Source organism: Streptomyces sp. NPDC051963, from assembly GCF_044593495.1.
In the GTDB taxonomy this organism is placed as follows: domain Bacteria; phylum Actinomycetota; class Actinomycetes; order Streptomycetales; family Streptomycetaceae; genus Streptomyces.
This window is the reverse complement of record NZ_JBIUCC010000007.1, coordinates 118,375-143,945: the sequence shown is the minus strand read 5'-3', so window position 1 is coordinate 143,945 and position 25,571 is coordinate 118,375. Positions and strand designations below refer to the sequence as shown.

Sequence of the window (25,571 nt, the reverse complement as noted above, 5' to 3'; positions counted from 1 at the left end):
CGGCTTGGCGGTGCGGGGCGGCCTTTCCAGTGTGCCCCGCGCGGGGCACATCTCCGGGTGGGGCGGAAGTCTCAGGGAGCATGGAGCCGGTTCTCCGCGAGGTCGTCCCACAGGTACGCGCTGGTCTCGACGCCCTTGAGGAGGAGATCCAGCTCGATCTTCTCGTTCGGGGCGTGCCAGCCGTCGGACGGGACGGAGATGCCCAGGAAGAGCACGGGCGCGCCGAGAACTTCCTGGAGGTCGGCGGCCGGTCCCGAGCCGCCCACGCGCGTGAAGCGCACCGGTTTTTCGAAAGCGCGGCCCATGGCGCGGACGACGGACTGCAGGGCCGGGTGGTCCAGCGGCGTCAGACACGGGCGGGTGGCGGGGGCGAACGTGATCTCGTGCCGGATCCCGGCGGGCACTTGATCGGCCGCCCAGGCTCTCACGGCCTGCTCGATGCGGTCGGGGTCCTGGCCCGCGACGAGCCGGAAGGAGAGCTTCACCATGGCGGACGAGGGGATGATCGTCTTGCTGCCGGGCCCTTGGTAGCCGCCGCCGATGCCGTTGACCTCGGCGGTGGGGCGGGTCCAGATGCGCTCCAGGGTGGTGCGCCCGGCCTCGCCCTCGGTGGCGTACGACTTGGCCGTGCGCAGCCACTGTTCCTCGTCGAAGGGCAGCTCGGCGAAGAGTTCGCGCTCACGGTCGGTGAGTTCGACGATGCCGTCGTAGAAGCCGGGGATCGCCACGCGCGCGTGCTCGTCGTGCAGCGCGGCGACGAGACGGGCGGCGGCGGTCGCCGGGTTGGGTACGGCACCGCCGAAGGCACCGGAGTGGATGTCCTGGTCGGGGCCGTGGAACTGGATCTCGCACTCGGCGAGGCCGCGCATGCCGGTGCACACGGTGGGGGTGTCCTCGTCCCACATGCCGGTGTCGGAGACGATCACGGCGTCGGCGGCGAGCCGGTCGGAGTGCTCCTCGACGAGTGCACGGAAGTGCGGGGAGCCGGACTCCTCCTCACCCTCGATCAGCAGCTTCAGGTGCACGGCGGGGGCGGTGCGGCCGGTCGCGGCGAGGTGGGCGCGGACGCCGAGTGTGTGGAAGAACACCTGGCCCTTGTCGTCGGCAGCCCCGCGCGCGTAGAGGCGGTTCTCCCGGATGACGGGCTCGAAGGGGTCGCTGTCCCAGCCGTCCTCGCGGGCCGCGGGCTGGACGTCGTGATGACCGTAGACGAGGACCGTGGGCGCCTCGGGGTCGTCGGCGGGCCACTCGGCGAAGACGGCGGGGGCGCCGGGGGTCTGCCAGACCTCGGTCGCGGGGAAGCCGGTCTCCTTGAGTTTGGCGGCGAGCCAGTCGGCGCTGCGGCGCACGTCGGGGGCGTGGTCGGGTTGCGCCGATACGGACGGGATGCGCAGCCACTCGGCGAGGTCGTCGAGGAAGGCGGCGCGGTGCCGCTCGATGTACGTGCGGACGGCGCTGACGGCACTGTCAACGGACTGGCTCATGGTCACGAGCCTATCGGCCCGCACCGACATCCTCGCTGGGCGGTTCGTCACACGACGGCTCGTCCGTCAGCAGCCGCTCCAGTGCGGCCCGGTCCGGGAGGTCCCGCGGATGTACGACGTCACCGCTGCGTACGTAGACGAACGCGGCGTTGACGGACTCCAGGGGCACGCCCTGCTGCTCGGCCCAGGCCAGCCGGTACACGGCGAGCTGGAGCGGGTCGGCGGTGCGGGTGGGGCTGGTCTTCCAGTCGACGATCTCGTACGACGTCCCGTCGCCGTCGCCCTCCCGGTAGACGGCGTCGATCCGGCCCCGGATCACGCGTCCGGCGAGCGCGAGCTGGAAGGGGGCCTCCACGCGGTAGGGCGTGCGGTGCGCGTACGCGGTGCGCTCGAAGGCGTCCTTCAGGGCTTCCAGGTCGCGTTCGTCGGCGATCTCGGCCTCGCTGCCGGGCAGCTCCTCCGGATCCAGCATGGGCAGCGTCAGTTCCTCGAAGCGGGCTTCGACCCAGGCATGGAAGCGGGTGCCGCGGCGTGCGGCCGGCTGCGGCGGGCGGGGCATGGGGCGGGCCAGCTCCTGTGCGAAGCCGTCCGGGTCGGCGGCCAGGCGCAGCAGCTGTGACGCGGTCAGGGTCGTCGGCAGGGGCACGTCGGTGCCGCCCTGCCGGGCGCGCAGGAGTTCGCCGGTGAGGGCGTCGAGGTCGCGGTCCCAGGAGGCGATGGTGCGGGCGTCCTCGGGGGTGAGGCGGGTGTGGGAGGGCTCGGGCTCCTGGGCCTGAGGGGCCGAGGGGTGGGCGCGCGGGAGTTCCGTGCCGCCGGAGGGCTCGGTGAGGTGCGGGGCCGTCGCCTGGTGCGGGACGGTGGGACGGTTCGCGGTCCAGGCGTCCCAGTCGGCCGAGTCCTCCTCCGGTGGGATGTCCCCCTCGTCGAAGGGGGCGTCGTCCTCATAGAGGGCGTCCTCATAGGGGGCGTCGTCGTCCGGCGGTGGAGGCCAGTCCGGGTCGTCGTAGGTGTCCGGGTCGTGCGTGGCCGCCGGGTGGCCGTCGGTGTGGGAGGCGAGGTCCTCCAGGTGGGCCAGGACGGTCTCGGCGGCGGCCCGACGGCGGGCGAGGGCCGTGTCGTCGAGCGGCAGGGGCCAGACCTGGTCGGCGTTCGCCCGGTGCAGGGCCGGGTTCTCCTCGTCCTCGGCGGGTTCGTCCGCCCAGGCCTCGGTCTCGCCGTACCCGGCGATGCAGTGGTCGTACAGCGCCTGGAGGAAGTCGGACGGTCCGCGGGGCTTCTTCTGCGAGGGCCCCCACCAGTGGCCGGAGCCGAGGAGCAGGGAGCGGGGGCGGGTGAACGTGACGTAGCCGAGGCGGAGTTCCTCGGTGTGCTGGTGCTCCTTCATGGCCTCCTGGAAGGCCTTCAGGCCCCGGGAGTCCCAGGCCTCGACGTCCGGCAGGGTGTCGGTGTCGCCGCGCAGTTCGTGCGGCAGCACCTTGCTCTGGGCGGTCCACTTCTCGCGGCCCTGCGTGCTGGGGAAGGTGCCGGTGACGAGGCCGGGGACGGCCACGACGTCCCACTCCAGGCCCTTGGACTTGTGCGCGGTGAGCACCTTGACGGTGTTCTCTCCGCCGGGGAGGGCGTTGTCGAGGCCCTTCTCGTACTGCGCGGCGGTGCGCAGGAAGCCGAGGAAGGCCAGCAGGGTGGCCTCGCCGTCGCCCGCGGCGAACGAGGCGGCGATGTCCAGGAAGTTGGAGAGGGTCTCTCGGCGGCGGGCGGCCAGGGCGTGCGGGGACGCCGACAGTTCGACCTCCAGGCCGGTGACCGCGAGCACGCGGTGCAGTACGTCCATCAGCGGGTCGGACAGGGAGCGGCGCAGGTCGCGCAGTTCGGCGGCGAGCCGGGCGAACCGCACGCGCGCGTCCGGCGAGAACGGCAACCCGTCGTCCTCCCTCTCGGCCTCGAACGGCATCTCCAGGAAGGTGTCGAGGGCGTCCGCGAGCGAGATCACCTCGGAGGGGTCGACGCCCTCGACGGCCTCGGCGAGGCGGCGGTCCGGGTCGTCGTCGGCCCCCACGCGCGCGTGCGACACGAGAAGCCGGGCGCGGCGGCCGAGGAGGGCGAGGTCGCGTGGGCCGATGCGCCAGCGCGGGCCGGTCAGCAGCCTGACGAGGGAGGCATTGGCGCCGGGATCCTGGAGGACTTCGCAGACGGCGACGAGGTCGGCGATCTCGGGCAGGTGCAGCAGCCCGGACAGGCCGACGACCTCGACCGGGATGTCGCGGGCGACGAGCGCGCCCTGGATCTCGGCGAAGTCGGTCGCCGTACGGCACAGGACGGCGATCTCGCCGGGCGACTTCCCGGTGCGTACGAGATGGGCGATGGAGTCGGCGACCCAGTCGATCTCCTCGGCGTGGGTGCGCAGCAGGGCGCAGCGGACCAGGCCGTCCCGCTCGGCGCCGGGGGCCGGGCGGAGGGCCTCCACGCCCGCGTGCAGGGCGCGCAGGGGCTCGGCGAGGCCGTTGGCGAGGTCGAGGAGGCGGCCGCCGCTGCGGCGGTTCTCGCTGAGCGCCTGACGGGTGGCGGGACGGCCGTCGGAGTGGGCGAAGTGCTCGGGGAAGTCGTCGAGGTTGGCGACGGAGGCACCGCGCCAGCCGTAGATCGCCTGGCAGGGATCGCCGACGGCGGTCACCGGGTGGCCCGTGCCGCCGCCGAACAGGCCTGCCAGGAGGACGCGTTGGGCGACCGACGTGTCCTGGTACTCGTCGAGCAGCACCACGCGGAACTCGTCGCGCAGGATGCGGCCCACCTCCGGCAGCCCGGCGAGGGTGGCCGACAGGGCGATCTGGTCGCCGAAGTCGAGCAGATCGCGCTCGCGCTTGGCGGACCGGTAGCGGACCACCAGCTCCGCGAGTTCGCGGCGCGCGGCGGCCGCCTCGGGGACCTTGCGCAGGTCGGCGTTGGTGAGCTTGGTGCGCTCCAGGGTGTGCAGCAGCTCGGCGTCGTACGCACGCAGCTCCTCGGGCCGTACGAGGTGTTCGGCGAGCTCGGCGTCGAGGGTGAGGAGGTCGCCGACCAGGTCGGGGAAGGAGCGGGTCAGAGCCGGGTAGGGCCCCGGTGCCTCGCGCAGGACGCGCGCGGCGAGCAGGTAGCGGGTGGCATCGGCAAGCAGGCGGGAGGTCGGTTCGAGGCCGATACGCAGGCCGTGGTCGGTCAACAGGCGGCCCGCGAAGGCGTGGTACGTCGAGATCACCGGCTCGCCCGGGGGGTTGTCCGGGTCGATGACATCGGGGTCGGTGACGCCCGCCTTGATCAGTGCCTTGCGGACGCGCTCGGCGAGTTCGCCGGCGGCCTTGTTGGTGAAGGTGAGGCCGAGGACCTGCTCGGGGGCGACCTGCCCGGTGCCGACGAGCCACACCACGCGGGCTGCCATCACCGTCGTCTTGCCCGACCCGGCTCCGGCCACGATCACCTGCGGGGCGGGCGGCGCGGTGATGCAAGCCGTCTGCTCCGGGGTGAACGGGATGCCGAGGAGCTCCTTGAGCTGATCGGGATCGGTGATACGGGCGGGCATCTCAGAGAGGCTAGCGGCGGCCACTGACAGTGGATGCCGAATCGGCCACCGGGGTGGAGGAAGTGCAGGTCAGCACGTGTGGTGCCGTTCCTCACTCCACCACGTGACGTCCCTCGGGGCGCGCGCTGCACGATGCCCGGAACGCGCAGTGGGTGCAGTGCTGGCCGGATGTCGGCGTGAACCGCTCGTCCAGGACCTTGCCGGCGGCGGTGGCCAGCAGGTCGCCGACCCACTCCCCCTCCAGCGGCTCCTGGGCCTGCACCTTGGGCAGGGTCTCGCCCCCGTCCCGCTTGGCGGCGCCCTGCCGCAGCTGGACGAGTTCGGCGCCGCCCGGCTCCGGGTGAAGCCCGTCGAAGGCCTCGTCGACGGCGCCCTCGCGGACCGCGAGTTGGTAGACGGCGAGCTGGGGATGGTGGGTGACCTCGGCCGCGGTGGGCGCCTGTTTGCCGGTCTTGAAGTCGACGACATAGGCGCGGCCCTCGCCGTCCGCCTCGACGCGGTCCATCTGGCCGCGGATGCGCACCTCGTAGTCGCCCGCTTCGAGGGTGACGTCGAAGTCGTGCTCACTGGCGACCGGAGTGCGTCCCGTGCGGGCTCCACTGGAATCGACGTGCCACTTCAGGAACCGTTCGAGCGCCACGCGCGCGTGCTCCTTCTCCTGCGTGGACTTCCAGGGCGCGTCGAAGGCGAGCGCGTTCCACACCGAGTCCAGGCGCTCCATGAGGACGGCGAGGTCGGCGGGGGTGTGGCCGGAGGCAACCTCGTCGGCGAGGACGTGCACCACGTTGCCGAAGCCCTGGGCGGCGGTGGCAGGCGCGTCCGCCTTGACCTCGCGGCCCAGGAACCACTGGAGGGCGCAGGTGTTGGCGAGTTGGTCGAGAGCGCTGCCGGAGAGGACGACGGGCTGGTCGCGGTTGCGCAACGGCACCTTGCTCTCGGTCGGCTCGAACATGCCCCACCAGCGGTAGGGGTGCGCGGACGGCACCAGGGGGCGGCCGTCCTCGTCGGCGAGTGCGGCGAGCCGGGCCAGCCGGCGGGCGGCGGCCTCCCTGAGGGTGTCGGAGACGCGCGGGTCCACTGTCGTGGCGCGCAGTTCGGCCACGAGCGCCGCGACGGACAGCGGGCGGCGCGGGCGGCCCGTCACGTCCCTGGGTTCGACGCCCAGTTCGGTCAGGAAGCGGGACGGCTGGTCGCCGTCGTCCGCGGGTGCCTTCACGGCGGTGACGACGAGGCGTTCACGCGCACGCGTGGCGGCGACGTAGAACAGGCGTCGTTCCTCGGCGAGCAGGGCCCCCGGGGTGAGTGGTTCGGCGAGTCCGTCGCGGCCGATGCGGTCGGCCTCAAGGAGGGAGCCGCGACGGCGCAGATCCGGCCACAGGCCCTCCTGGACGCCCGCCACGACCACCAGGCGCCACTCCAGGCCCTTCGAGCGGTGCGCGGTCATCAGGCGCACCGCGTCCGGTCGTACGGCACGCCGCGTGAGCGTGTCGGCGGCGATGTCCTCGGCCTCGATCTCCTCCAGGAAGTTCAGGGCGCCCCGGCCGCCGGTGCGCTCCTCCGCGCGGGACGCGGTGGCGAACAGCGCGCATACGGCGTCCAGGTCGCGGTCCGCGTTGCGTCCGGCCGCGCCTCCGCGCCGGGCGGCCCGCTCCAGGCGCGCGGGCCACGGAGTGCCGTCCCACAGGTCCCAGAGGGCCTCCTCGGCCGTACCACCGCCGGCCAGGCGCTCACGCGCCTTGCGCAGCAGCGCGCCGAGGCGCTGGGCGCCCCGCGCGTACGCCGGATCGTGCGCGATCAGCCGCTCCGGCTCGGCCAGCGCCCGCGCGAGCAGGTCGTCCGAGGGCGGCGGCAGCGCATTGCCCGCGACCCGCTCCTCCTCGCGCAGCGCGCGCCCGAGGCGTCGCAGGTCGGCGGCGTCCATGCCCGCGAGCGGGGAGGCCAGCAGGGTGAGAGCGGTTTCGGTGTCGAGCCAGGAGGTGTCCGAGGCGGCCTCGGCAGAGGCTTCGGCACCATCTGACGCGCCGGCTTCCTCAGAGGCTTCGGCACCATCTGACGCGCCAACTTCCTCAGAGGCTCCGGCTACTTCAGACGCGCCGGCCCCCTCGGAAGCCATCTCAGGACCGCCGGCCCCACCTTCCCCGTCATCCCGCACGCCCCCCTCAGCCGCCTCCGCCCTCGCCACCGCCCGCAACGCCGTCAGCAGTGGTGCCACCGAGGGCTCGTGTCGGAGGGGCAGGTCGTCGCCGTCTATGTCCAAGGGAACGCCGGCTGCCGTCAACGCCCGGCGGACCGTCGGGATGGTGCGGGACCCGGCGCGCACCAGGACGGCCATGTCGGTCCAGGGGACGCCGTCCTCCAGATGTGCCCTGCGGAGGATGTCGGCGATGTTGTCCAGCTCGGTGCCGGGCGTCGGGTACGTGTAGGCCTCGACGCGGCCGCCGTCGCGGACCGGGGTGAGCTCACGGTGGGCCCGGACCCTGTCGGCGGGCAGACGGGTCAGCGGCATGCGCTGGGTCAGCAGCCGGGTCGCGCCCAGCAGGGCCGCGCCGGAGCGACGTGAGGTGCGCAGGACCTCCACGGGCGCCGGTCGGCCGTCCGCGCGCGGGAAGGCATCCGGGAACTCCAGGACGCCGTTCACATCGGCGCCCCGGAACGCGTAGATCGACTGGTCGGGGTCGCCGAAGGCGACGAGGGTGCGGCCGCCGCCGGCCAGTGCGTGCAGCAGCCGTACCTGGGCCGGGTCGGTGTCCTGGTACTCGTCGACGAACACGGCGTCGTACTGGGCGGCCAGCCGGGCGGCGGTCTCAGGGGCTCGCGCCAGGAGCACCGCACGGTGGACGAGTTCCGCGTAGTCGAGCACGCCCTGGAGATCGAGCACGTCGAGGTACTCGGCGAGGAAGGCTGCCGCGGCCCGCCAGTCGGGGCGGCCGATACGGCGGGCGAAGGCATCCAGGGCATCGGGGCCGAGGCCCAGCTCGCGGCTGCGGGCGAGGACCGCGCGGACCTCGTCGGCGAAACCGCGGGTGGTGAGACAGGCGCGCAGCTCGTCCGGCCAGCGCACATGGGCGAGGCCGAGCCGCTCCAGGTCGGGCTGGCCGGCGAGCAGTTCCCGGACGGCGACGTCCTGCTCGGGGCCCGACAGCAGTCGTAGGGGCTCCACGAACAGCTCACTGTCCTGGTGGGCGCGGACCAGGGCGTAGCAGAACGAGTGGAAGGTGGTCGCCTGCGGCGCGCGCGCCGCCCCTATGCGCAGTGCCATACGGTCGCGCAGTTCGACGGCCGCCTTGCGGCTGAACGTCAGGACGAGGACCCGCTCGGGGTGCGTGCCCCGGCCGATCCTGGCCGCGACGGACTCGACGAGCGTGGTCGTCTTGCCGGTGCCCGGTCCGGCGAGGACGAGCAGCGGACCGGTGCCGTGGTCAACCACGGAGCGCTGTGCAGCGTCCAGATGAGGGGGACCCACTCGCGCCGGCGGGGTACGCACCAGCCGGTAAGCGCCACGGCTCCCCTGTCGCACCTGGGTGTGCGACAGGCGCCTGGTGGAGGAAGAGGAGCTCACGTGGTTCGCCGGTCCTGGTGGGTGTGCTTGTGAGAGGGGGGACGCGTGCAGCCGACGCTACGCCGACAGAAGGTACGGAAGCAGAGCTTCCGCTTGCCACGCCCGTCCCGTCGGGCCGCTCACGGCTCGTGCGTCCCTCGCCTCACGAACGTACGGCATGCCACAGACGTGCCCTTCTTCCCCCGTACGGGCCACGGGTTGCCCCTGGGTGGGTCCGATGGCGGAAGCTGTCAGGTGTGAGCCTTCGCGTGTTCGCCGCCGTCCCACCGCGCCCGCTTCATGTCGATGCGCGGCAGGTGGCCCTCGGCGGCCCTGCTCGCCTCCTTCAGCGGTGTGCCCTCCGCGCGGTAGTGGTCGAGCGCCCGCAGTTCATGGCCGGGGAGCAGGACGCCGTCCGCGCGTATGACGCGCCACCACGGGACGGCTCCTCCGTAGAGCGCCATCACCCGGCCGACCTGCCGCGGGCCGCCCACCTGAAGCCACTCGGCGACGTCGCCGTACGTCATCACGCGTCCGGGCGGAATCAGCTCGGCCACCTCAAGGACCCGCTCTGCGTACTCCGGCAACGCGTCCGCGTACTCGGGGCGGGCGTCCTGGGCGTCCTGGGCATCCGACGGAAGGCTCTCCTCGCTCATCCGTCCCATCTTGCCGCACACCACCGACAGTGTGACCGGGGTGTGACTGTGCGTATCCCTCGCCCCCGAGCGGGGCTTCGGGCAGACTGTGCGCCCCCGCGTTTGCACCCTGATGCCCCCGTGTGTCGGTGCGGCATGCCACCATCGTGCGGGCGGTGATCGGTGATACGAGATCAAGAAGAGACGATGAAGCAGCAGGGTGTGCACCCGGAGGAAGCAAAGAGCACCTCTGACGCTTCGTCGCGCCCGGACACCGCCGACACGGACGAGAACGACACGAAGGACGTCGCCGAGAAGGGCGACGCGCGGGTCTCGGGCCCCGGCGCCGAGCACATCGACGAGACCCACCCCGACGAGGCGGAAACGTACACCGACGAGGTCGAGGGCGACGAACCGCTCCTCCCCGCGCGCGTGCACCGCCCGTCCGACCTGATGCGGCTCCTGGTGGGCGTGCTGGCCGTCGCCATTCTGCTGGCGATCGCCGCGTTCGCGCACGGCACCACCTCGGGCCTCGAACAGGACATCAACAAGGGCACCGGGCAGGCACCCGACCTACTGATCAAGATCGCGGGGCTGGCGTCCAGCATCGCGATCCTCCTGGTGCCGGTCGCGTTCGCGATCGAGCGGCTGATCAAACGGGACGGACTGCGCATCGCCGACGGTGTGCTCGCGGCGGTCCTCGCGCACGGAGTGACGCTCGCCACCGATCTATGGGTCGCCAAGGCCGCGCCCGACTCGATCCAGGAGGCGCTGACCCAGCCCTCCCCCGGCGACATACACGCACTCACCGACCCCGTGCACGGCTATCTCGCCCCGGTCATCGCGTACATGACGGCCGTCGGCATGTCGCGTCGGCCGCGCTGGCGCGCGGTGCTGTGGATCGTGCTGCTCCTGGACGCCTTCTCGATGCTCGTCACCGGTTACACCACGCCGTTCTCGATCATCCTGACGGTGCTGATCGGCTGGACCGTCGCCTACGGCACGCTGTACGCGGTCGGCTCGCCCAATGTGCGTCCCACCGGGCGGACGCTGATGGCGGGCCTGCGGCACGTGGGGTTCCGTCCGGTGACGGCATCCCGCGAGGAGACACAGGAGACGGCGGAGAGCGGCGACCGCGGCCGACGTTACTTCGTCACCCTGGAGGACGGTCCGCCGCTGGACGTCACGGTCGTCGACCGCGAGCAGCAGGCGCAGGGCTTCTTCTACCGGGTGTGGCGCAACCTGACGCTGCGCGGCATCGCCACCCGCCGCAGTCTCCAGTCGCTGCGCCAGGCGCTGGAGCAGGAGGCGCTGCTCGCCTACGCAGCCATCGCGGCCGGCGCCAACGCTCCCAAGCTGATCGCGACCTCCGAACTCGGACCGGACGCCGTGATGCTCGTCTACGAGCACACCGGCGGACGCACGCTCGACTCGCTGGAGGACGAGGAGATCACCGACGGGCTGCTGCGCAGCACCTGGCACCAGGTGCAGGCGCTTCAGTCGCGGCGTATCGCTCACCGGCGGCTCGCGGGCGACGCGATTCTGGTGGATCGTTCCGGCACGGTGATCCTCACCGATCTGCGCGGCGGCGAGATCGCGGCCGGTGAACTCCTGCTGCGCATGGACGTCGCCCAGCTGGTGACGACGCTGGGACTGCGCGTGGGCGCCGAACGCGCGGTGGCCTCCGCGGTCGAGGTCCTCGGTCCCGACGCCGTGGCCGACTGTCTGCCGATGCTCCAGCCCATCGCCCTGACGCGCTCCACGCGCGCGACGCTGCGGAAACTGGCCCGGGAGCGGGCCCAGCGCGAGCGCGACGCCGTCCTGGAGGCGTCCCGGCAGGCCAAGCAGGCCCGGCTGGACGAGGCGCACGAGAGCCACGAGACCCACCAGGACACGAAGCCCGTACTGGAGAAGCTCGACAAGCTCGACAAGAAGGCCGTACGAGCGGAGCAGCGGGCCGAGAAGCGTGCCCTCGACGATGCCCTGGAAGAGGCGCGCGAGGAAGATCTGCTCACGCAGATCCGCCACCAGGTACTGCTGATCAGGCCCCAGGCGCCGGTCGAGCCGGCCCGCCTGGAGCGGGTGCGTCCGCGTACGCTGATCAGCCTCATCGCCGGTGCGATCGGCGCGTACTTCCTGCTGACGCAGCTCACGCACATCGAGTTCGGCCCGCTGATCTCCAACGCCGAATGGGGCTGGGTCGCCGCGGCGGCGCTGTTCTCAGCGGCCAGCTACTTCGCTGCGGCGATGGCGCTGCTGGGGTTCGTGCCGGAGCGGGTGCCGTTCGTGCGCACCGTGGCCGCCCAGGTCGCCGGGTCGTTCGTGAAGATCGTCGCCCCGGCCGCGGTGGGCGGCGTGGCGCTGAACACACGGTTCCTGCAACGCGAGGGGGTGCGCCCGGGGCTTGCGGTGGCGAGTGTCGGAGCCTCCCAGCTGTTCGGGCTCGGCGCGCACATCATGATGCTGCTGGCCTTCGGGTATCTGACCGGCACCGAGAAGACGCCGTCGCTGTCGCCGTCCCGGACGGTCATCGCGGGTCTGCTGACCGTGGCGGTGCTGGTGCTCGTGGTGACCTCCGTGCCGTTCCTGCGGAAATTCGTCTCCACGCGCGTGAGGTCACTGTTCGCGGGTGTCGTGCCGCGCATGCTCGACGTGCTCCAGCGGCCACAGAAGCTGCTGACCGGCATCGGCGGCATGCTCCTGCTGACAGCCTGCTTCGTGATGTGCCTGGACGCGTCGATCCGGGCGTTCGGCACCGAGTCGTCCTCGATCAGCATCGCCAGCGTCGCCGTCGTCTTCCTCGCCGGCAACGCACTGGGGTCCGCCGCTCCGACACCGGGCGGTGTGGGTGCGGTCGAGGCGACCCTGACGGTCGGTCTGATCGCCGTGGGACTGCCCAGCGAGGTCGCCGCCCCTGCGGTGCTGCTGTACCGGCTGTTGACGCTGTGGCTGCCGGTGCTGCCGGGCTGGCTGGCCTTCAACCACCTGACGCGCAAGGGCGCCCTGTAGGGCGTACCTCTTACGGCTCGCGCCCCGAGCGCACATCCGTACGCGACCGCAGGATGGGGACATGCCCAACCCCTTCCGGCTGCGCGCCACTGCCCTGACCGCCACCGCCGTTCTGCTGTCCGCCGCGCTGGCGGGCTGCGGCGACGACTCCCAGGACGAGGACCCGACGGCCCAGAAGCTGAGCTGGAAGGACTGCCCCGCCCCGTCCGAGGCGGAGGGCGGAGGAAGCGCCCCGTCACCGCTGGCGAACGGCGACAAATGGCAGTGCGCCACCCTGAAGGCGCCGCTCGACTGGGACGAGCCCAAGGGCGACACCATCGACATCGCACTGATCCGCGCGAAGGCGAGCGGCGAGGAGAGCAAGCGCATCGGCTCGCTGATCTTCAACTTCGGCGGCCCCGGCGGCTCCGGTGTCACCACGCTGCCCGCCTTCGGCGAGGACTACGCGAAGCTGCGCACCCGCTACGACCTGGTGAGCTTCGACCCGCGCGGGGTCGGCCGCAGCGCCCCTGTGAAGTGCGAGAACGACCAGCAGCTCGACGCGTACTTCCAACAGGACGCAACCCCCGAGGACGCTGCCGAGCGCACCGAGCTGCTGGACAACACCAAGGAGTTCAACGCGGCCTGCGAGAAGAACTCCAAGAAGATCCTGCCGCATGTGCGCACCACCGACGCGGCCCGCGACATGGACCTGATGCGCCAGGTCCTCGGCGACGACGAGCTGCACTACTTCGGCATCTCCTACGGCACCGAACTCGGCGGCGTCTACGCCCACCTGTTCCCGAAGAACGTCGGCCGCGCCGTGTTCGACGCGGTCGTCGACCCGACGCAGAACCCGGAGCAGGGCTCGCTCGGGCAGACCGAGGGCTTCCAGCTCGCGCTCGACAACTTCGCCGAGCACTGCACCTCCCAAGCCGAGGACTGTCCGATCGGCGACAGCGCGCAGGACGTCAAGGACCGCATCGCCAAGCTGCTGAAGGACCTCGACAGCAAGCCGATCCCCGGCATCTTCCCCCGCGAGCTGACCCAGACCGCGGCGACCAGCGGTATCGCACAGGCGCTGTACTCGCAGGATTTCTGGGAGTACCTGACCGAGGGCCTGGAGCAGGCGTACGACGGCAACGGCCAGACCTTGATGCTGCTGTCCGACTCGCTGAACGGGCGCAACGAGAACGGCGAGTACAGCAACCTCACGGCCGCCAACGTCTCCATCAACTGCGCCGACGACAAGCCGCGTTACACCCCCGAGTACGTGGAGCAGAAGCTGCCGGAGTTCCGGGCCGCCTCGCCGGTGTTCGGCGACTATCTCGCCTGGTCCATGGTCAGCTGCACGGACTGGGCCGTGGCGGGCTCCGCCGACCATCCGGACGTGAGCGCGCCGGGCGCGGCACCGATCCTGGTCGTGGGCAACACCGGCGACCCGGCCACACCGTACGAGGGCGCGCGGAAGATGGTGCAGGCGCTGGGCAAGGGCGTCGGCGTCGAGCTGACGTACAAGGGACAGGGGCACGGTGCCTACGACAGCAAGAACAAGTGCGTGCAGAGCGCGGTGAACGGCTATCTGCTGGACGGCAAGATCCCGGCGGCCGGGACCGTCTGCTCCTGACATCAAGGTCGAAATCAGGTAAACGCGCAGGTCAAAAGGTTATCCACAGGCCCCGACGGGCGCTGCTCGATCCGCCTACCATGGCCTGACCGCCATCCGTGGATCGCTGCGGACGGGGCTTGCGAGGGGGAAGTGCACATGGCTCGTATCGTCCGATGGACGGCTCTGACGGCCGCCGCCGCATTGTTGGCGGCGGGCTGCAGCAGCGGCTCGTCCGACGACGGCAAGGACGGGGAGAAGTCGAGCAGAGGCCAGACCGCGGCTGCGGCGCCCTGGACCGGTTCCTCGGGTACAGCGGTGCCGCTGCCGTCCTCGCTGACCTCGCAGAAGCTGGACTGGGGACGCTGTGAAGCCACCGCGGGCTCGTCCGAGCCGGGCAGCGACTGGCAGTGCGCGACGCTCAAGGTGCCGCTGGACTGGGCGAAGCCGGACGGCGAGACGATCGGCCTCGCGCTGATCCGCGCCAAGGCCACCGGGGACGACCGCATCGGCTCACTGCTGTTCAACTTCGGCGGCCCGGGCGGCTCGGGTGTCTCCGCCCTGCCGTCGTTCTCGTCGTCGTTCTCCCTGCTCCGCGAGCGCTACGACCTGGTGAGCTGGGACCCGCGCGGGGTCGCCGCCAGCCAGGGTGTCCGCTGCCGCGGCGACAAGGACATCCAGGCCGCCGAGGCGATCGACACCACACCGGACACCGCGGCCGAGGAAAGGGCCTACTTCCAGGACGCCGCCGACTTCGGCGAGGGCTGCGAGAAGGACGCCGGAAAGCTGCTGGCGCATGTGTCCACCACGGACACCGCCCGCGACATGGACCTGATGCGCCAGGTCCTCGGCGACGACGAGCTGCACTACTTCGGCATCTCCTACGGCACCGAACTCGGCGGCGTCTACGCCCACTTGTTCCCGAAGAAGGTGGGGCGGCTGGTCCTCGACGCGGTCGTCGACCCGACCGCCGGGACAGTGGGCCACGCAGAGAACCAGACCAGGGGCTTTCAACGCGCGCTGGACAACTACCTGAAGTCCACCGGTCAGGACCCGGAGGAAGGCTCGCAAAAGATCGCGGACCTGCTGGACCGGATCGACAGGGAGCCACTGTCGACCTCGACCGGGCGGAAGCTGACGCAGACCCTCGCCCTCACCGGCGTCTTCCTGCCCCTGTACGACGAGTCGTCCTGGCCCGTTCTGACCAGCGCCCTGGACGCGGCGGAGGACGGCGACGGCTCCGAGCTCCTGGCGCTCGCCGACGGCTACAACGAGCGCGACCCGTCGGGGCACTACAGCACGGGGACCCACTCGCAACGGGTCATATCGTGCTTGGACGACAAGGGGCGGCCGACGCCCGCCGAGACGAAGAAGCTGCTGCCCAGGTTCGAGAAGATCTCACCGGTGTTCGGGGCCTTCCTCGGCTGGGACACGGCCGGCTGGTGCCACGACTGGCCGGTGCCCGGGCAACACGAGGACGCCGAGGTGAGCGCGCCGGAAGCGGCCCCGATCCTGGTGGTCGGCAACACCGGCGACTCGGCGACGCCGTACGAGGGTGCCCCGAGAATGGCGGACGAGCTGGGCAAGGACGTCGGTGTGCTGCTGACCTGGAAGGGCCAGGGACACGGCGCGTACGGCAGCGGGAGCGACTGCGTCGACTCGACAGTGAACGCGTATCTGCTGAACGGCCGGGCGCCGAAGGACGGCAAGGTCTGCTCATGACGACGGCGGGGGCCGCACGCACCCGTGGTGCATGCGACCCCCGCCGTACGGGAGATCCGAGGTCAGTAGACCGGCTTGCTCGGTTCGATCTGGTTGACCCAGCCGATCACGCCACCGCCGACGTGCACCGCGTCCGCGAAGCCCGCGGACTTGAGCACGGCGAGGACTTCCGCACTGCGGACACCCGTCTTGCAGTGCAGGACGATCTTCTTGTCCTGCGGGAGGGTCTCCAGGGCGGTGCCCATGAGGAACTCGTTCTTCGGGATCAGCTTGGCACCGGGGATCGAGACGATCTCGTACTCGTTGATCTCGCGGACGTCGATGATCTCGATGTTCTCGCCGTCGTCGATCCACTCCTTGAGCTGCTTGGGAGTGATCGTCGAACCGGCCGCGGCCTCCTGGGCCTCCTCGGAGACGACGCCGCAGAAGGCCTCGTAGTCGATGAGCTCGGTGACGGTCGGGTTCTCGCCGCAGACCGCGCAGCCCGGGTCCTTTCGGACCTTGACCTGGCGGTACTGCATCTCCAGGGCGTCGTAGATCATCAGGCGGCCGACGAGCGGCTCACCGATGCCCGCGAGCAGCTTGATGGCCTCGTTGACCTGGATGGAGCCGATGGACGCGCACAGCACGCCCAGGACGCCGCCCTCGGCGCAGGAGGGGACCATGCCGGGGGGCGGGGGCTCCGGGTAGAGGCAGCGGTAGCAGGGGCCGTGCTCGGACCAGAAGACGGAGGCCTGGCCGTCGAAGCGGTAGATCGAACCCCATACGTACGGCTTGTTCAGCAGCACGCAGGCGTCGTTGACCAGGTAGCGGGTCGCGAAGTTGTCCGTGCCGTCGACGATCAGGTCGTACTGGCTGAAGATGTCCATCACGTTGTCGGCCTCGAGCCGCTCCTCGTGAAGGACCACGTTCACGTACGGGTTGATGCCCTTGACGGAGTCACGGGCCGACTCGGCCTTGGAGCGGCCGATGTCCGCCTGGCTGTGGATGATCTGGCGCTGCAGGTTCGACTCGTCGACCTCGTCGAACTCCACGATGCCGAGGGTGCCGACACCCGCGGCGGCCAGGTACATCAGCGCCGGCGAGCCCAGGCCGCCGGCGCCCACACAGAGCACCTTGGCGTTCTTCAGTCGCTTCTGCCCGTCCATCCCGACATCGGGGATGATCAGGTGGCGCGAGTACCTGCGGACCTCGTCTACGGTGAGCTCAGGAGCTGGCTCGACCAGGGGTGGCAGCGACACGGGGGCTCCGTTGGTCGGTCAATCACTACAGTTGTTCTCCCCGTAACAGTGCCACGCCCTTTTTCATTCCGAGACACCCGTTCCGATCCGCGAGACGATCTCGTCCCAGTAGCCGGGCATCGTCTCCCAGGGGTCGGTCCGGCCGCCGTGATCCGTGCGGTCGGTGAAGTAGATCGTCGAGGCTCCTTGCCAGCGGGCGATGCGCAGAGCCTCGTCGAGGTGGCCGAGGGGCACACCGTGCACGAAGTGGCAGAAGCGCTCGGGCGGATGGTCTGCGGTCCACTCCGCCACCTGCGACCAGCGGTAGTCGCTCCACGGGCCGGAGAAGGTGACCAACTGGTCGGCGGTCTCGGCGTAGCCGTGGTGGGGGTGGGTGCCATGGCCGAGAACGATGTGGGGCTCGTCACTGATCGCGCGGAGCGTGGCGACCGTGCGGCGGATCTCCGGGAGCGAGGCGCGTTCGACGGGACAGCGGTCCAGGAGGAAGCCGTCGACCTGGTACCAGTCGAGATAGCGGTGCGCTTCGGAGATCAGCTCGCCGAAGGCTCGGGCACCGTGCGTGGTGTCGAGGTGGCCGAGGACGCGCAGGCCCGCGTTGCGGAGCCGGCCCGCCGCCTCCAGACAGTGCGGATCGGGGCGACTGCCGGGACCGTCGGCGACATTGAGGGCGGCCCAGTGCACGGGTGTGCCGGGGCGGCTGAGTTCGGCCCACTCGGCCCGGGCGACGAGGGGGTGCGCAAACCCCGGGATGCCGAAGCCGGTGCGCAGGTCTGTGCTCGCGGCGCTCCGTTTGGTGCTGGTCAGATGCGGCATGCCGCCTCCATCCAGATGTCTGCGAGGGACTCTTCGAGGTTGATCCGGGGGCGCCAGCCGAGCCGGTCGCGTGCGGTGCGCACATCGGCCTGCTGCCAGCTGCCGCAGCCGTCCGGGTACGGATACGCGACCGGGGCCGCGTGGTCCGACTCGGAGCGGGGGTGGCCGATGGTCGCCCTCAAGGGACCGGCGTGTCCGTCGAGTTCGTGGAGGGCTCCGCCGTATCCGGCGACCCGCGCGAGGACCGCGGCGGCGTCACGGAGCCGGACGGCGCGGCCCGAGCCGATGTTGATGACGCCCTGGGCGGCGGAGAGCGAGGCGGCGTGCACGGCGCGGGCGACATCGCGTACGTCGACGAAGTCCCGCTGCGCACCGAGGCCGCCGAGTTTCAGCTCGCCGTCCCCGGACTGCATGGCGCGGCGCATGGCTTCTGCCAGGCGGCCGAGCGGAGAGCCCGCGGGCGTGCCGGGACCCGCCGGTGAGAAGACGCGGAGGACCACGGCGTCCAGGCCGGAGCCGAGGACGAGTTCGGTGGCGGCCAGTTTGCTGACGCCGTACGGACCGCCGGGGCGGGGCACGGCGTCCTCGGCCGTGGAGGAGCCGGGCTGGCTCGGTCCGTACTCGGCGCCGCAGCCGATCTGGACGAGTCGCGCCCCGCAGCCACTGCGCCGGAGGGCCTCGCAGACCGTGGCCACGGCGACGGTGTTGTGGCGGGCGAGGTCGCGGGCACCGCCTCGGGTGGCGCCGGCGCAGTTGACGACGACGCCGGGGTGGACCGCGTCGAGGAAGCGGGTGAGCGCGCCGGGACTGCCGGACGCGAGGTCGAAGCGGACGTCGGCGTCGTCTCCGCGGCCGAGTGCGGTGAGCTGGACGGCCGGGTCGGCGAGCAGACGGTCAGCGACGAAGCGGCCGAGGTAGCCGTTGGCTCCGATCAGCAGGACCCTCATCGGGCGGCTCCCGGGGCCGAGGTTCCGGGTCGGGAGGTGATCATCTGGGGTTCTCCTTCTCGGGGGTGGTGGTTCGGGGCGGTCGGCATGCATCGGGGCGGCGGAGGTACCTGTCGCCTGCTGTCATCCGGCCGGTGGGGATGTCTGGCGCCTGCTGTCGCGACGTGTCTCATGGCGACGACCCGTCCGATCGGGCGTGGGCCGATGCCTTGGTCAGCCTTCGGGTCGCGTGGAGCAGGAGGGTCAGGGCCGCGGCTCCGCAGGCGAGAGCCGGGATGCTGCCGGGGCCCCAGGTGTGGACGAGCGTGTCGACGGGGGTGGCGAGAAAGCCGCAGCCGGGGAGACGGCCCGCGAAGACCGTGGCCAGGGCGGCTCCCTCGACGGTCGCCGTGGCGGTGAGGACGACTGCGGGGGCGTGGGTGAAGCCGTGTGCGGTGAGGAGGCGCGCGAGGAACAGGAGGGCTCCCAGGGTGATGGCCTGGGCGTAGGCCGCGGGCTCGGCCAGGGCCGCGCCGGTCAGGGTGAGGAGGCCCGTCAACGCGCACAGATACAGGGCGACCGTGCCGAACAGCAGGGGCTGCACGGAGGCGGTGAACTCCTCCAGACCCCGGGTGGTCGTCAGTTTGCGGCGGGCCCGTGCGGCGAAGAGGTGGGCGCTCCATGCCGCGGGGGCGTAGGCCAGTGTGAGGGCCAGGATCGGCGCGGTGGCCAGGGGCCAGGGGCCGTCCATGGCGCCGGTCGGCAGGCCGTCGGGGCCACCGGCCACGGCTGCGCGGAGGAGTCCGTCGCCGAGGACGGCGTAGGCGACGAGCCAGCAGATCCAGGTGCCGCTGCCCGGTGCGGGCGTCCGGCCCTTCGTGCCGAGCGGCCCGCGGGACAGGACCGCCCGGACGGCCATGGTCACGGCCAGGACGCCCACGGCCACCGCGATCAGGCGCGATTGGCCCTGGGTGAGGCGGAGACCGGCGAACGTGGCTGCGCACAGCGCGCCCGGCAACAGGGTGAGCAGCACCCGGTCGGCTCGGGGCCGGGGGGCTTTCGGCGGCGTGGGGCGGTGGGAGGTCTCGCCGTCACGCGGGACGCGGGCGTACAACTCCTCCGCCAGGGAGAAGACATCCCGGTGCCGGAAGCGGGAGGCGGTGCGGTCGGTGACGCCGTGTGCCTCCAGGCCGGCCGCGATCTCCAAGGGGTCCACGGCCCGTTCGCACAGCTCGCGGTGACGGTGCATCAGCGCCTTCACCGGGTCCGCTGCGGCGGCACGGCGGGCCGGGGCAGGGGCGGAGCCACGTTCGAGGGCGACATCGCCGACGGGCTGCTTCTCGCGCTCCTGCTCACCTCGCGCGTACGGCTCTTCCGCACCCCGCGGGTTCAACTCCCCGGCACGATGCGGGATCGACTCCCCGTCACGATGCGCGGTCGACTCCCGGTCACCGTGTGGGTACGGCTCCCCGTCACCCAGTGGGTACGGCTCCACCGCACCATGCGGGTACGGCTCCACCGCCAGCCACTCCTCCGAGCGCGCGTCCCACGCACCGGGGCCGACCGGCGTCCCGGGGCGGTCGAGTTCGCCCAAGTCGCTCATCGCGCCCCCTCCGTCGCGGGTACGGGACCGCCCGCCCGCACCGGCCGTCCCGTCGCCCAGCCGGGACCGCCGCGGGCCGCGACGCGCGCGGCCGGGTCGGTCCAGCTGCCGGGGACGTGGGCCTCGGCGGGGACGCCGAACGGCAGGGGTTCCCCGGTGTCGTCGAGGACGACCCGGCGGACCGGGCATTGCGAGACGATCTCCAGGTAAATGCCGTGAAATGCCGCGACGTTCTGCTCGACGGTGAAGAGTTCGAGAGCCCGGGCGCGGGCGGCGGCACCCAGGCGTTCACGCCGCTCGGGGTCGCGCAGCAGCGCCACGCACGCCTCCGCGAGCGCCCGCGGATTGCGCGGCGGCACGACGAGTCCGGTGCCGCCGATGACCTCCACAACGGCGCCGACGTCGGTGGACACCGTCGCGCGGCCGCAGAGCATGGCCTCGACGAGGCTGATCGGGAAGCCCTCGACGACGCTCGACAGGGCGATCACCGCGCCCCCCGCGTACGCCTCGGCGAGCGTGGGGACTTCGGGGGCGCCGATCTCCTCGAAGGTCACCGGGTTGCGGCCGACCGCATGCCGGCCCTCCGCCTCGTCCGGGAAGAGCTGGGCGGCCAGGGCCTTGCAGTGGGCCAGGTAGGCGGCGCCCTCGGCGCCCGAGGGGGTGCCGACGATCCGCAGACGGGTCTTCGGTTCCTCCTTGCGGACCTCCGCGAAGGCGTGCAGCAGGGAGACCAGGTCCTTGGTGGGTTCGACCCGGCCGACCCAGACCAGCGTGTCCGGGTCGGCGCACTCCAGGGACTCGCCGACGTCCGTGAAGCGGGCCGCCTCCATACCCGGGTAGACCGTGCGCAGCTTCTCGCGGTCGGCGCCGCAGTGTTCCTGCCAGCGGCGGGCATGGGAGTTGCCGGGTGTGATGACGGCCGCCCGACGGTAGATCTCGGCGGCGAGCTGTCCGTGGAAGGCCGCGAGCAGGGCCCGTTCGGCCGGTGGGGCGTCGCCCGTGGTCAGGTAGTGCGTGCGCAGCTGCACGCCGTACTCGGTCACCAGCAGCGGCACGCCCGAGAAGTGGCGGGCGACCAGTCCGGGGAGGGCGGCCGGGCCGCCGGACGCCGCGTGGCACAGGTCTACGGAGCCGAGGCCGTCGTCCTCGTACCAGTCGAGCGAGAGGGGGCGCAGGGCACGTTCCAAGTGCGCGACGACGGCGAGGAGATCCGGTACGCGCGCCTCCCGCGCGGCGCGCAGGGCGCCGGGCGCGCGACAGGCGCGTTCCAGGGCGCGTACGGCGGTCTCGGAGCGGAGCGCTCCCACCAGGCCGCCCTCGTCGCGAGCGAGTTCGGCGAGCCCGTACAGCGCGTTGCCGAAACGGTCCGCCTCAGGGGTGGTCCCTGCCCCGGTTCCACTCGTGCACACGACGGTCACCAACTCGCCGTAGCTGTCGGCGAAACGGCGTCGTGCCCGTCGGCCGTACCCGGCGCCGTCGTCCTCGGCCGTCCACAGCGGAGCCGTGCGCACCCGGCTGACCTGCGACGGCAGCGGCACCCAGCCCTCGTCCTCCTGGCGCTCGCTGCGACTGAGCGCGTAGATGTCGAACTCGTGCTGCCCCAACCCGCGCACGAGCCGGTCGCACCAGAGCCTGGCGTCACCGCTCACGTACGGATAGCCACCCTCCGTAAGCAGTCCGATGCGCACGAGCGCACCCCCGTTCTCCCGTATGGGGAGCCGTCGTTGACTCGACGGCTCGCAGCGGGACGAACGTATGCGGACATGACGGTGGCGCGACGGACGGTTGTCCATCACGCCACCAAAAGGGGTGAACGGTCGTAACTTTCCCGTGCGGGTCGCGTTCGATCGCGCTAAGAGATCAAGCGGTTACGTTTCGTTAGGTCGCCGCCAACTCCCGCCGAGTCACGGCCAGCTCCCGTCTGACCGCTCTGCGCCGGGCCGCCACCTGCGGGTCGAGCGCGGGCACTGCGGCCAGGAGCTGCTTGGTGTACGGGTCCTGGGGGGAGTCGTAGACCTCGTCGGCGGGGCCGGACTCGACGATCCGGCCCTTGCGCATCACCGCGACCCGGTCGCTGACCTGGCGTACGACGGCCAGGTCGTGGGCGACGAAGATCAGCGCGAGTCCGAGTTCGCGCTGCAACTCGCCGAGCAGGGCGACCACTTGCGCCTGGGTGGTGACGTCGAGCGCGGAGACGGGCTCGTCGCAGACGATGACGCGCGGGTCGGCCGCGAGCGCCCGCGCGATGCCGACGCGCTGGCGCTGACCGCCGCTGAACTCGTGCGGGTAGCGGTCGTAGTGCGCCGCTTCGAGCCCCACGCGCTCCAGCAGCTCCCGCACGCGCTCCCCGTCCCGTTCTCCCCGCGCGCGTATCGGATCGGCAATCGACTCACCCACGCTGCGCCGGGGGTTGAGCGAGGACACGGGGTCCTGGAAGACCATCTGCACCGCCGGATTCACCCCCGCGCGCGCGTGGCCCTCGTAACGGACCTCCCCCGCCGTCGGTTCGAGGAGCCCGACGAGCATCCGTCCCAGCGTCGTCTTCCCGCTCCCGCTCTCGCCCACGATGCCGAGCGTCTCGCCCCGATGGACCGTCAGCGACACGTCGTCCACGGCCGCGAACGACCGCTTGCCGCGCCCGAACTCGCGCCTGAGGCCGGTCGCGTCGAGGACGACCTCGTCCGACGCCACGGAGGCGGTGCGGGCGGCGTCCACGCGCGGGACCGCGCTCAGGAGTTCACGGGTGTACGTCTTCGAAGGCGCCCCCAGGACGGCGCCGACCAGACCGTGCTCCACCGCACGCCCGTGCCGCATGACCAGCACCTCGTCGACGCTCTCGGCGGCGACACCCACGTCATGGGTGACGAGGAGCAGGCCCAGGCCGGTCTCCTCGCGCAGCGTGTGCACCAGGTCGAGGATCTGGGCCTGGACGGTCACGTCGAGCGCGGTGGTCGGCTCGTCGGCGATCAGCAGATCGGGCTCGCAGGCCAGCGCCATGGCGATCAGGGCGCGTTGGCGCATACCGCCGCTGAACTCGTGCGGGCGCGAACGGGACCGTCGTCGTGCGTCCGGAATGCCCACCCGGTCCAGCACCTCCACGGCACGCGCGCGTGCCGCCCGGCGTGACACGCGCGCGTGCACGCGATGCACCTCGGCGATCTGGTCGCCGATCGCGTAGTACGGGTCGAGGGACGACAGCGGGTCCTGGAAGACCATGGCGGCCTTCCCGCCGCGCAGCCGCCGCAGCTCCTCGTCGGACGCCTGCTGTACGTCGACGCCGGCCACCTGCACCGCGCCGCCCACCGCCGCTCCGGTCCCCCGGTGCAGTCCCAACAGGGCCGACGCGACCGTGGACTTGCCCGAGCCGGACTCGCCGACGAGCGCGAGGGCGGCGCCCTGCTCCAGCCGGAAGGAGAGGCCGTCGACGGCCCGAAGGGACCCGAACTCGACGGTCAGGTCCGTCACTTCCACCAGGCTCATGCCAGCACCACCCGTCGGTCGGCCACCGCGTACAGCACGTCCGCGACGGCGTTGGCGACGACCACGAAGAAGCCGATGACCAGGACCATGCCGACGACGACCGGAAGGTCGACCACATTGACCGCATGGACCAGTTCCTGTCCGATGCCGGGCAGGCCGAAGAGCGTCTCGGTGAGCACCGCGCCGCCGACCGCCGAGCCCACGTTGTTGGCATTGAGGGCGATGACCGGGGCGAGCGCCCCGCGCAGCGCGTGCCGCCCGATGACCGACCGCTCGCCGACGCCGTACGCCCGGAAGGTCCTGATGTGGTCCTCGGCCAGCGTCTCCAGCATCGACGCCCTGGTCAGCCGGGCGAAGGCGGCGGCCTCGATCAGGGCGAGGGACAGCCAGGGCAGCAGCAGGTTCCACGCCCACTGCTCGGGGTCGTCGGTGAAGGCCACGTACTGCGGGAACGGCAGCAGTTGCAGCTGCCCGCAGACGACGATCATCAGGACCAGGCCGATGACGAAGACCGGCGTGGCCACGCCCGCGAGGGTGATGCCGGTGAGCAGCCGCTCGGTGAGGCGACCGCGCCGCCAGGCGGAGAGGACGCCGGTGCCGACGCCGAGGATCAGCCACAGCACCATCGCGCCGACCACGAGCGACAGACTGACCGGCAGTTTCGCCAGGATCAGCGCGGTGACCTGCTGGTCGCTCTGGTACGACAGCCCGAGGCAGGGCGCCGAGCAGTGCTCCACGGAGGTGCCCGTGGAGTAGTCCCGGCCGACGACGAGGCCCTCCAGGAAGTGCCAGTAGCGCGTGAACAGCGGGTCGTCGAGGTGCAGTTGCCCGGCGACCTGCTGTACCTGGGCGGGCGAGCAGCGGGGACCGCAGGTGATCTGGGCGACGTTGCCCGGGGTGGCGTAGAAGACGACGTAGACGATCACCGAGATGGCGAACAGGGTGACGAAGGCGCCGATGGTCCGGCGCAGGACGAATCCGGTGAAGCCGCTCATGCCTTGGCCTCCCTCTTGCGGCCCGTGCCGACGCGCAGCCGGGACGCGGCGCGCGGGTCGAGCGCGGTGCGCACGCCGTCACCGAGGACGGTCAGGGCGAGGACGGTCACGAAGAGCGCTCCGGCGGGCAGCAGCAGATACTGCGGGGCTGCCTGGTACCAGACGTCGGCGGCGGTGAGCATCTGTCCCCACGACGGCGTCGGCGGCTTCACACCGACGCCGAGGAAGGACAGGGCGGCCTCCACGGTGATGTTCGACGGAACGAGCAGCGCCGCGTACGTGATGACCGGCGCGGCGATGCCGGGCAGCAGTTCGCGGCGGGCGATCCGCCAGGTGCTCCAGCCGCTGAGCCGGGCTGCGGAGACGTAGTCGAGCCCCTTGAGGGTGAGCGTCTGGGCGCGCACGATCTTCGCGATGCTGCCCCATCCGATCAGGCCGATGACGAAGGCGACGAGGACGGGCCGGGGGAAGCTCGACGGCACGATCGCCAGCAGCGCCAACGCCATGATCATCAGCGGCATGGCGACGATGATCTCGGTGAAGCGGCTCAACAGTTGATCAACCCATCGGTTGCCGAGCGCCGCCGCGACGCCGACGACGACACCGATGAGGACCTGTACGACGGTGGCCGCCAGCGCGACACCCAGCGAGACCCGGGCGCCGTAGACGAGTCGCGCGAACAGGTCCCGCCCGGTCTGTGGCTCCACACCGAGCCAGTGCTCCCCGCTGATGCCACCGAAGGACCCGATCGGCACCCCGCCGCGCGCGGAGTCCACCAGAGACGGGTGGTAGGTGGTCGGATCCTGGCCCTCGATCGCGGTGAGCAGCGGCGCGGCGAGCGCGATCAGGACGAGCAGTGCGACGACGACCGCCGCGACCAGGGCGGCGCGCTGCGTCCGCAGCCGCCGCCAGAACTGACGGGCCCCCGAGGCTCCCGAGGCGGGTGCCTCGGGAGCCCGGGTGGCGACAAGTACCTCGCTCACGGCG

The 25,571-nt window shown here is 71.8% G+C and carries 15 protein-coding genes; 3 read left to right on the top strand and 12 right to left on the bottom strand.

The annotated features are described in order from the left end of the window. Positions 1 to 71: 71 nt before the first annotated feature. The 4 genes from ACIHFB_RS28645 to ACIHFB_RS28630 form a co-directional block, all read right to left on the bottom strand. Positions 72 to 1,484, bottom strand: a complete 1,413-nt coding sequence (locus ACIHFB_RS28645) for a dipeptidase (protein ID WP_365284512.1) — start codon at positions 1,482 to 1,484, stop codon at positions 72 to 74. Between the two features lie 10 nt (positions 1,485 to 1,494). Continuing rightward, positions 1,495 to 5,037 carry an ATP-dependent DNA helicase gene (locus ACIHFB_RS28640; RefSeq protein WP_365284510.1) on the bottom strand — a complete coding sequence of 1,181 codons (3,543 nt, stop codon included), beginning with the start codon at positions 5,035 to 5,037 and terminating at the stop codon, positions 1,495 to 1,497. Between the two features lie 91 nt (positions 5,038 to 5,128). Further along, positions 5,129 to 8,596 (bottom strand): ATP-dependent DNA helicase, encoded by a 3,468-nt coding sequence (locus tag ACIHFB_RS28635; RefSeq protein WP_365284508.1) that lies wholly within the window; start codon positions 8,594 to 8,596, stop codon positions 5,129 to 5,131. Between the two features lie 230 nt (positions 8,597 to 8,826). Beyond that, a complete protein-coding gene (locus tag ACIHFB_RS28630) occupies positions 8,827 to 9,231 on the bottom strand; it encodes an MGMT family protein (protein ID WP_365284506.1) in 405 nt (134 codons plus the stop codon). 186 nt (positions 9,232 to 9,417) lie between these two features. Here ACIHFB_RS28630 and ACIHFB_RS28625 point away from each other — a divergent pair, with 186 nt between their 5' ends. From ACIHFB_RS28625 to ACIHFB_RS28615, 3 genes are all read left to right on the top strand, one after another. Continuing rightward, positions 9,418 to 12,219 (top strand): lysylphosphatidylglycerol synthase transmembrane domain-containing protein, encoded by a 2,802-nt coding sequence (locus ACIHFB_RS28625; RefSeq protein ID WP_365284504.1) that lies wholly within the window; start codon positions 9,418 to 9,420, stop codon positions 12,217 to 12,219. Between the two features lie 61 nt (positions 12,220 to 12,280). Continuing rightward, positions 12,281 to 13,825 (top strand): alpha/beta hydrolase, encoded by a 1,545-nt coding sequence (locus tag ACIHFB_RS28620; protein WP_365284501.1) that lies wholly within the window; start codon positions 12,281 to 12,283, stop codon positions 13,823 to 13,825. 138 nt (positions 13,826 to 13,963) lie between these two features. Next, positions 13,964 to 15,526, top strand: coding sequence for an alpha/beta hydrolase (locus ACIHFB_RS28615; protein WP_365284499.1), 1,563 nt, complete (start codon positions 13,964 to 13,966; stop codon positions 15,524 to 15,526). Positions 15,527 to 15,588: 62 nt separating this feature from the next. Here the strand turns inward: ACIHFB_RS28615 and moeZ are convergent, their stop codons facing one another. The 8 genes from moeZ to ACIHFB_RS28575 all read right to left on the bottom strand — a co-directional run bounded on the left by moeZ (position 15,589) and on the right by ACIHFB_RS28575 (position 25,567). After that, positions 15,589 to 16,767 (bottom strand): adenylyltransferase/sulfurtransferase MoeZ, encoded by a 1,179-nt coding sequence (gene moeZ / locus ACIHFB_RS28610; protein WP_365284497.1) that lies wholly within the window; start codon positions 16,765 to 16,767, stop codon positions 15,589 to 15,591. 63 nt (positions 16,768 to 16,830) lie between these two features. Then, positions 16,831 to 17,580 carry a spherulation-specific family 4 protein gene (locus tag ACIHFB_RS28605; protein WP_365284495.1) on the bottom strand — a complete coding sequence of 250 codons (750 nt, stop codon included), beginning with the start codon at positions 17,578 to 17,580 and terminating at the stop codon, positions 16,831 to 16,833. Then, on the bottom strand, positions 17,568 to 18,527 hold the full coding sequence (locus ACIHFB_RS28600; protein WP_365284493.1) for an NAD-dependent epimerase/dehydratase family protein: 960 nt from the start codon (positions 18,525 to 18,527) through the stop codon (positions 17,568 to 17,570). The genes ACIHFB_RS28605 and ACIHFB_RS28600 overlap by 13 nt, the downstream gene beginning before the upstream one ends. 169 nt (positions 18,528 to 18,696) lie before the next feature. Further along, positions 18,697 to 20,109, bottom strand: a complete 1,413-nt coding sequence (locus ACIHFB_RS28595; RefSeq protein WP_365284491.1) for a hypothetical protein — start codon at positions 20,107 to 20,109, stop codon at positions 18,697 to 18,699. After that, complete coding sequence (locus ACIHFB_RS28590; RefSeq protein WP_365284489.1) at positions 20,106 to 21,797, bottom strand: DUF3492 domain-containing protein; 1,692 nt, start codon at positions 21,795 to 21,797, stop codon at positions 20,106 to 20,108. The genes ACIHFB_RS28595 and ACIHFB_RS28590 overlap by 4 nt, the downstream gene beginning before the upstream one ends. A 190-nt stretch (positions 21,798 to 21,987) precedes the next feature. Continuing rightward, positions 21,988 to 23,589: an ABC transporter ATP-binding protein gene (locus ACIHFB_RS28585; protein ID WP_365284487.1), complete on the bottom strand. Its 1,602-nt coding sequence runs from the start codon at positions 23,587 to 23,589 to the stop codon at positions 21,988 to 21,990. Then, the gene (locus tag ACIHFB_RS28580) at positions 23,586 to 24,584 is read right to left on the bottom strand and encodes an ABC transporter permease (protein WP_365284484.1); all 999 of its coding nucleotides are present in this window, start codon (positions 24,582 to 24,584) and stop codon (positions 23,586 to 23,588) included. The genes ACIHFB_RS28585 and ACIHFB_RS28580 overlap by 4 nt, the downstream gene beginning before the upstream one ends. Further along, positions 24,581 to 25,567 carry an ABC transporter permease gene (locus ACIHFB_RS28575; protein WP_365284482.1) on the bottom strand — a complete coding sequence of 329 codons (987 nt, stop codon included), beginning with the start codon at positions 25,565 to 25,567 and terminating at the stop codon, positions 24,581 to 24,583. Before ACIHFB_RS28575 ends, ACIHFB_RS28580 begins: the two co-directional genes overlap by 4 nt. Between the last annotated feature and the right edge of the window lie 4 nt (positions 25,568 to 25,571).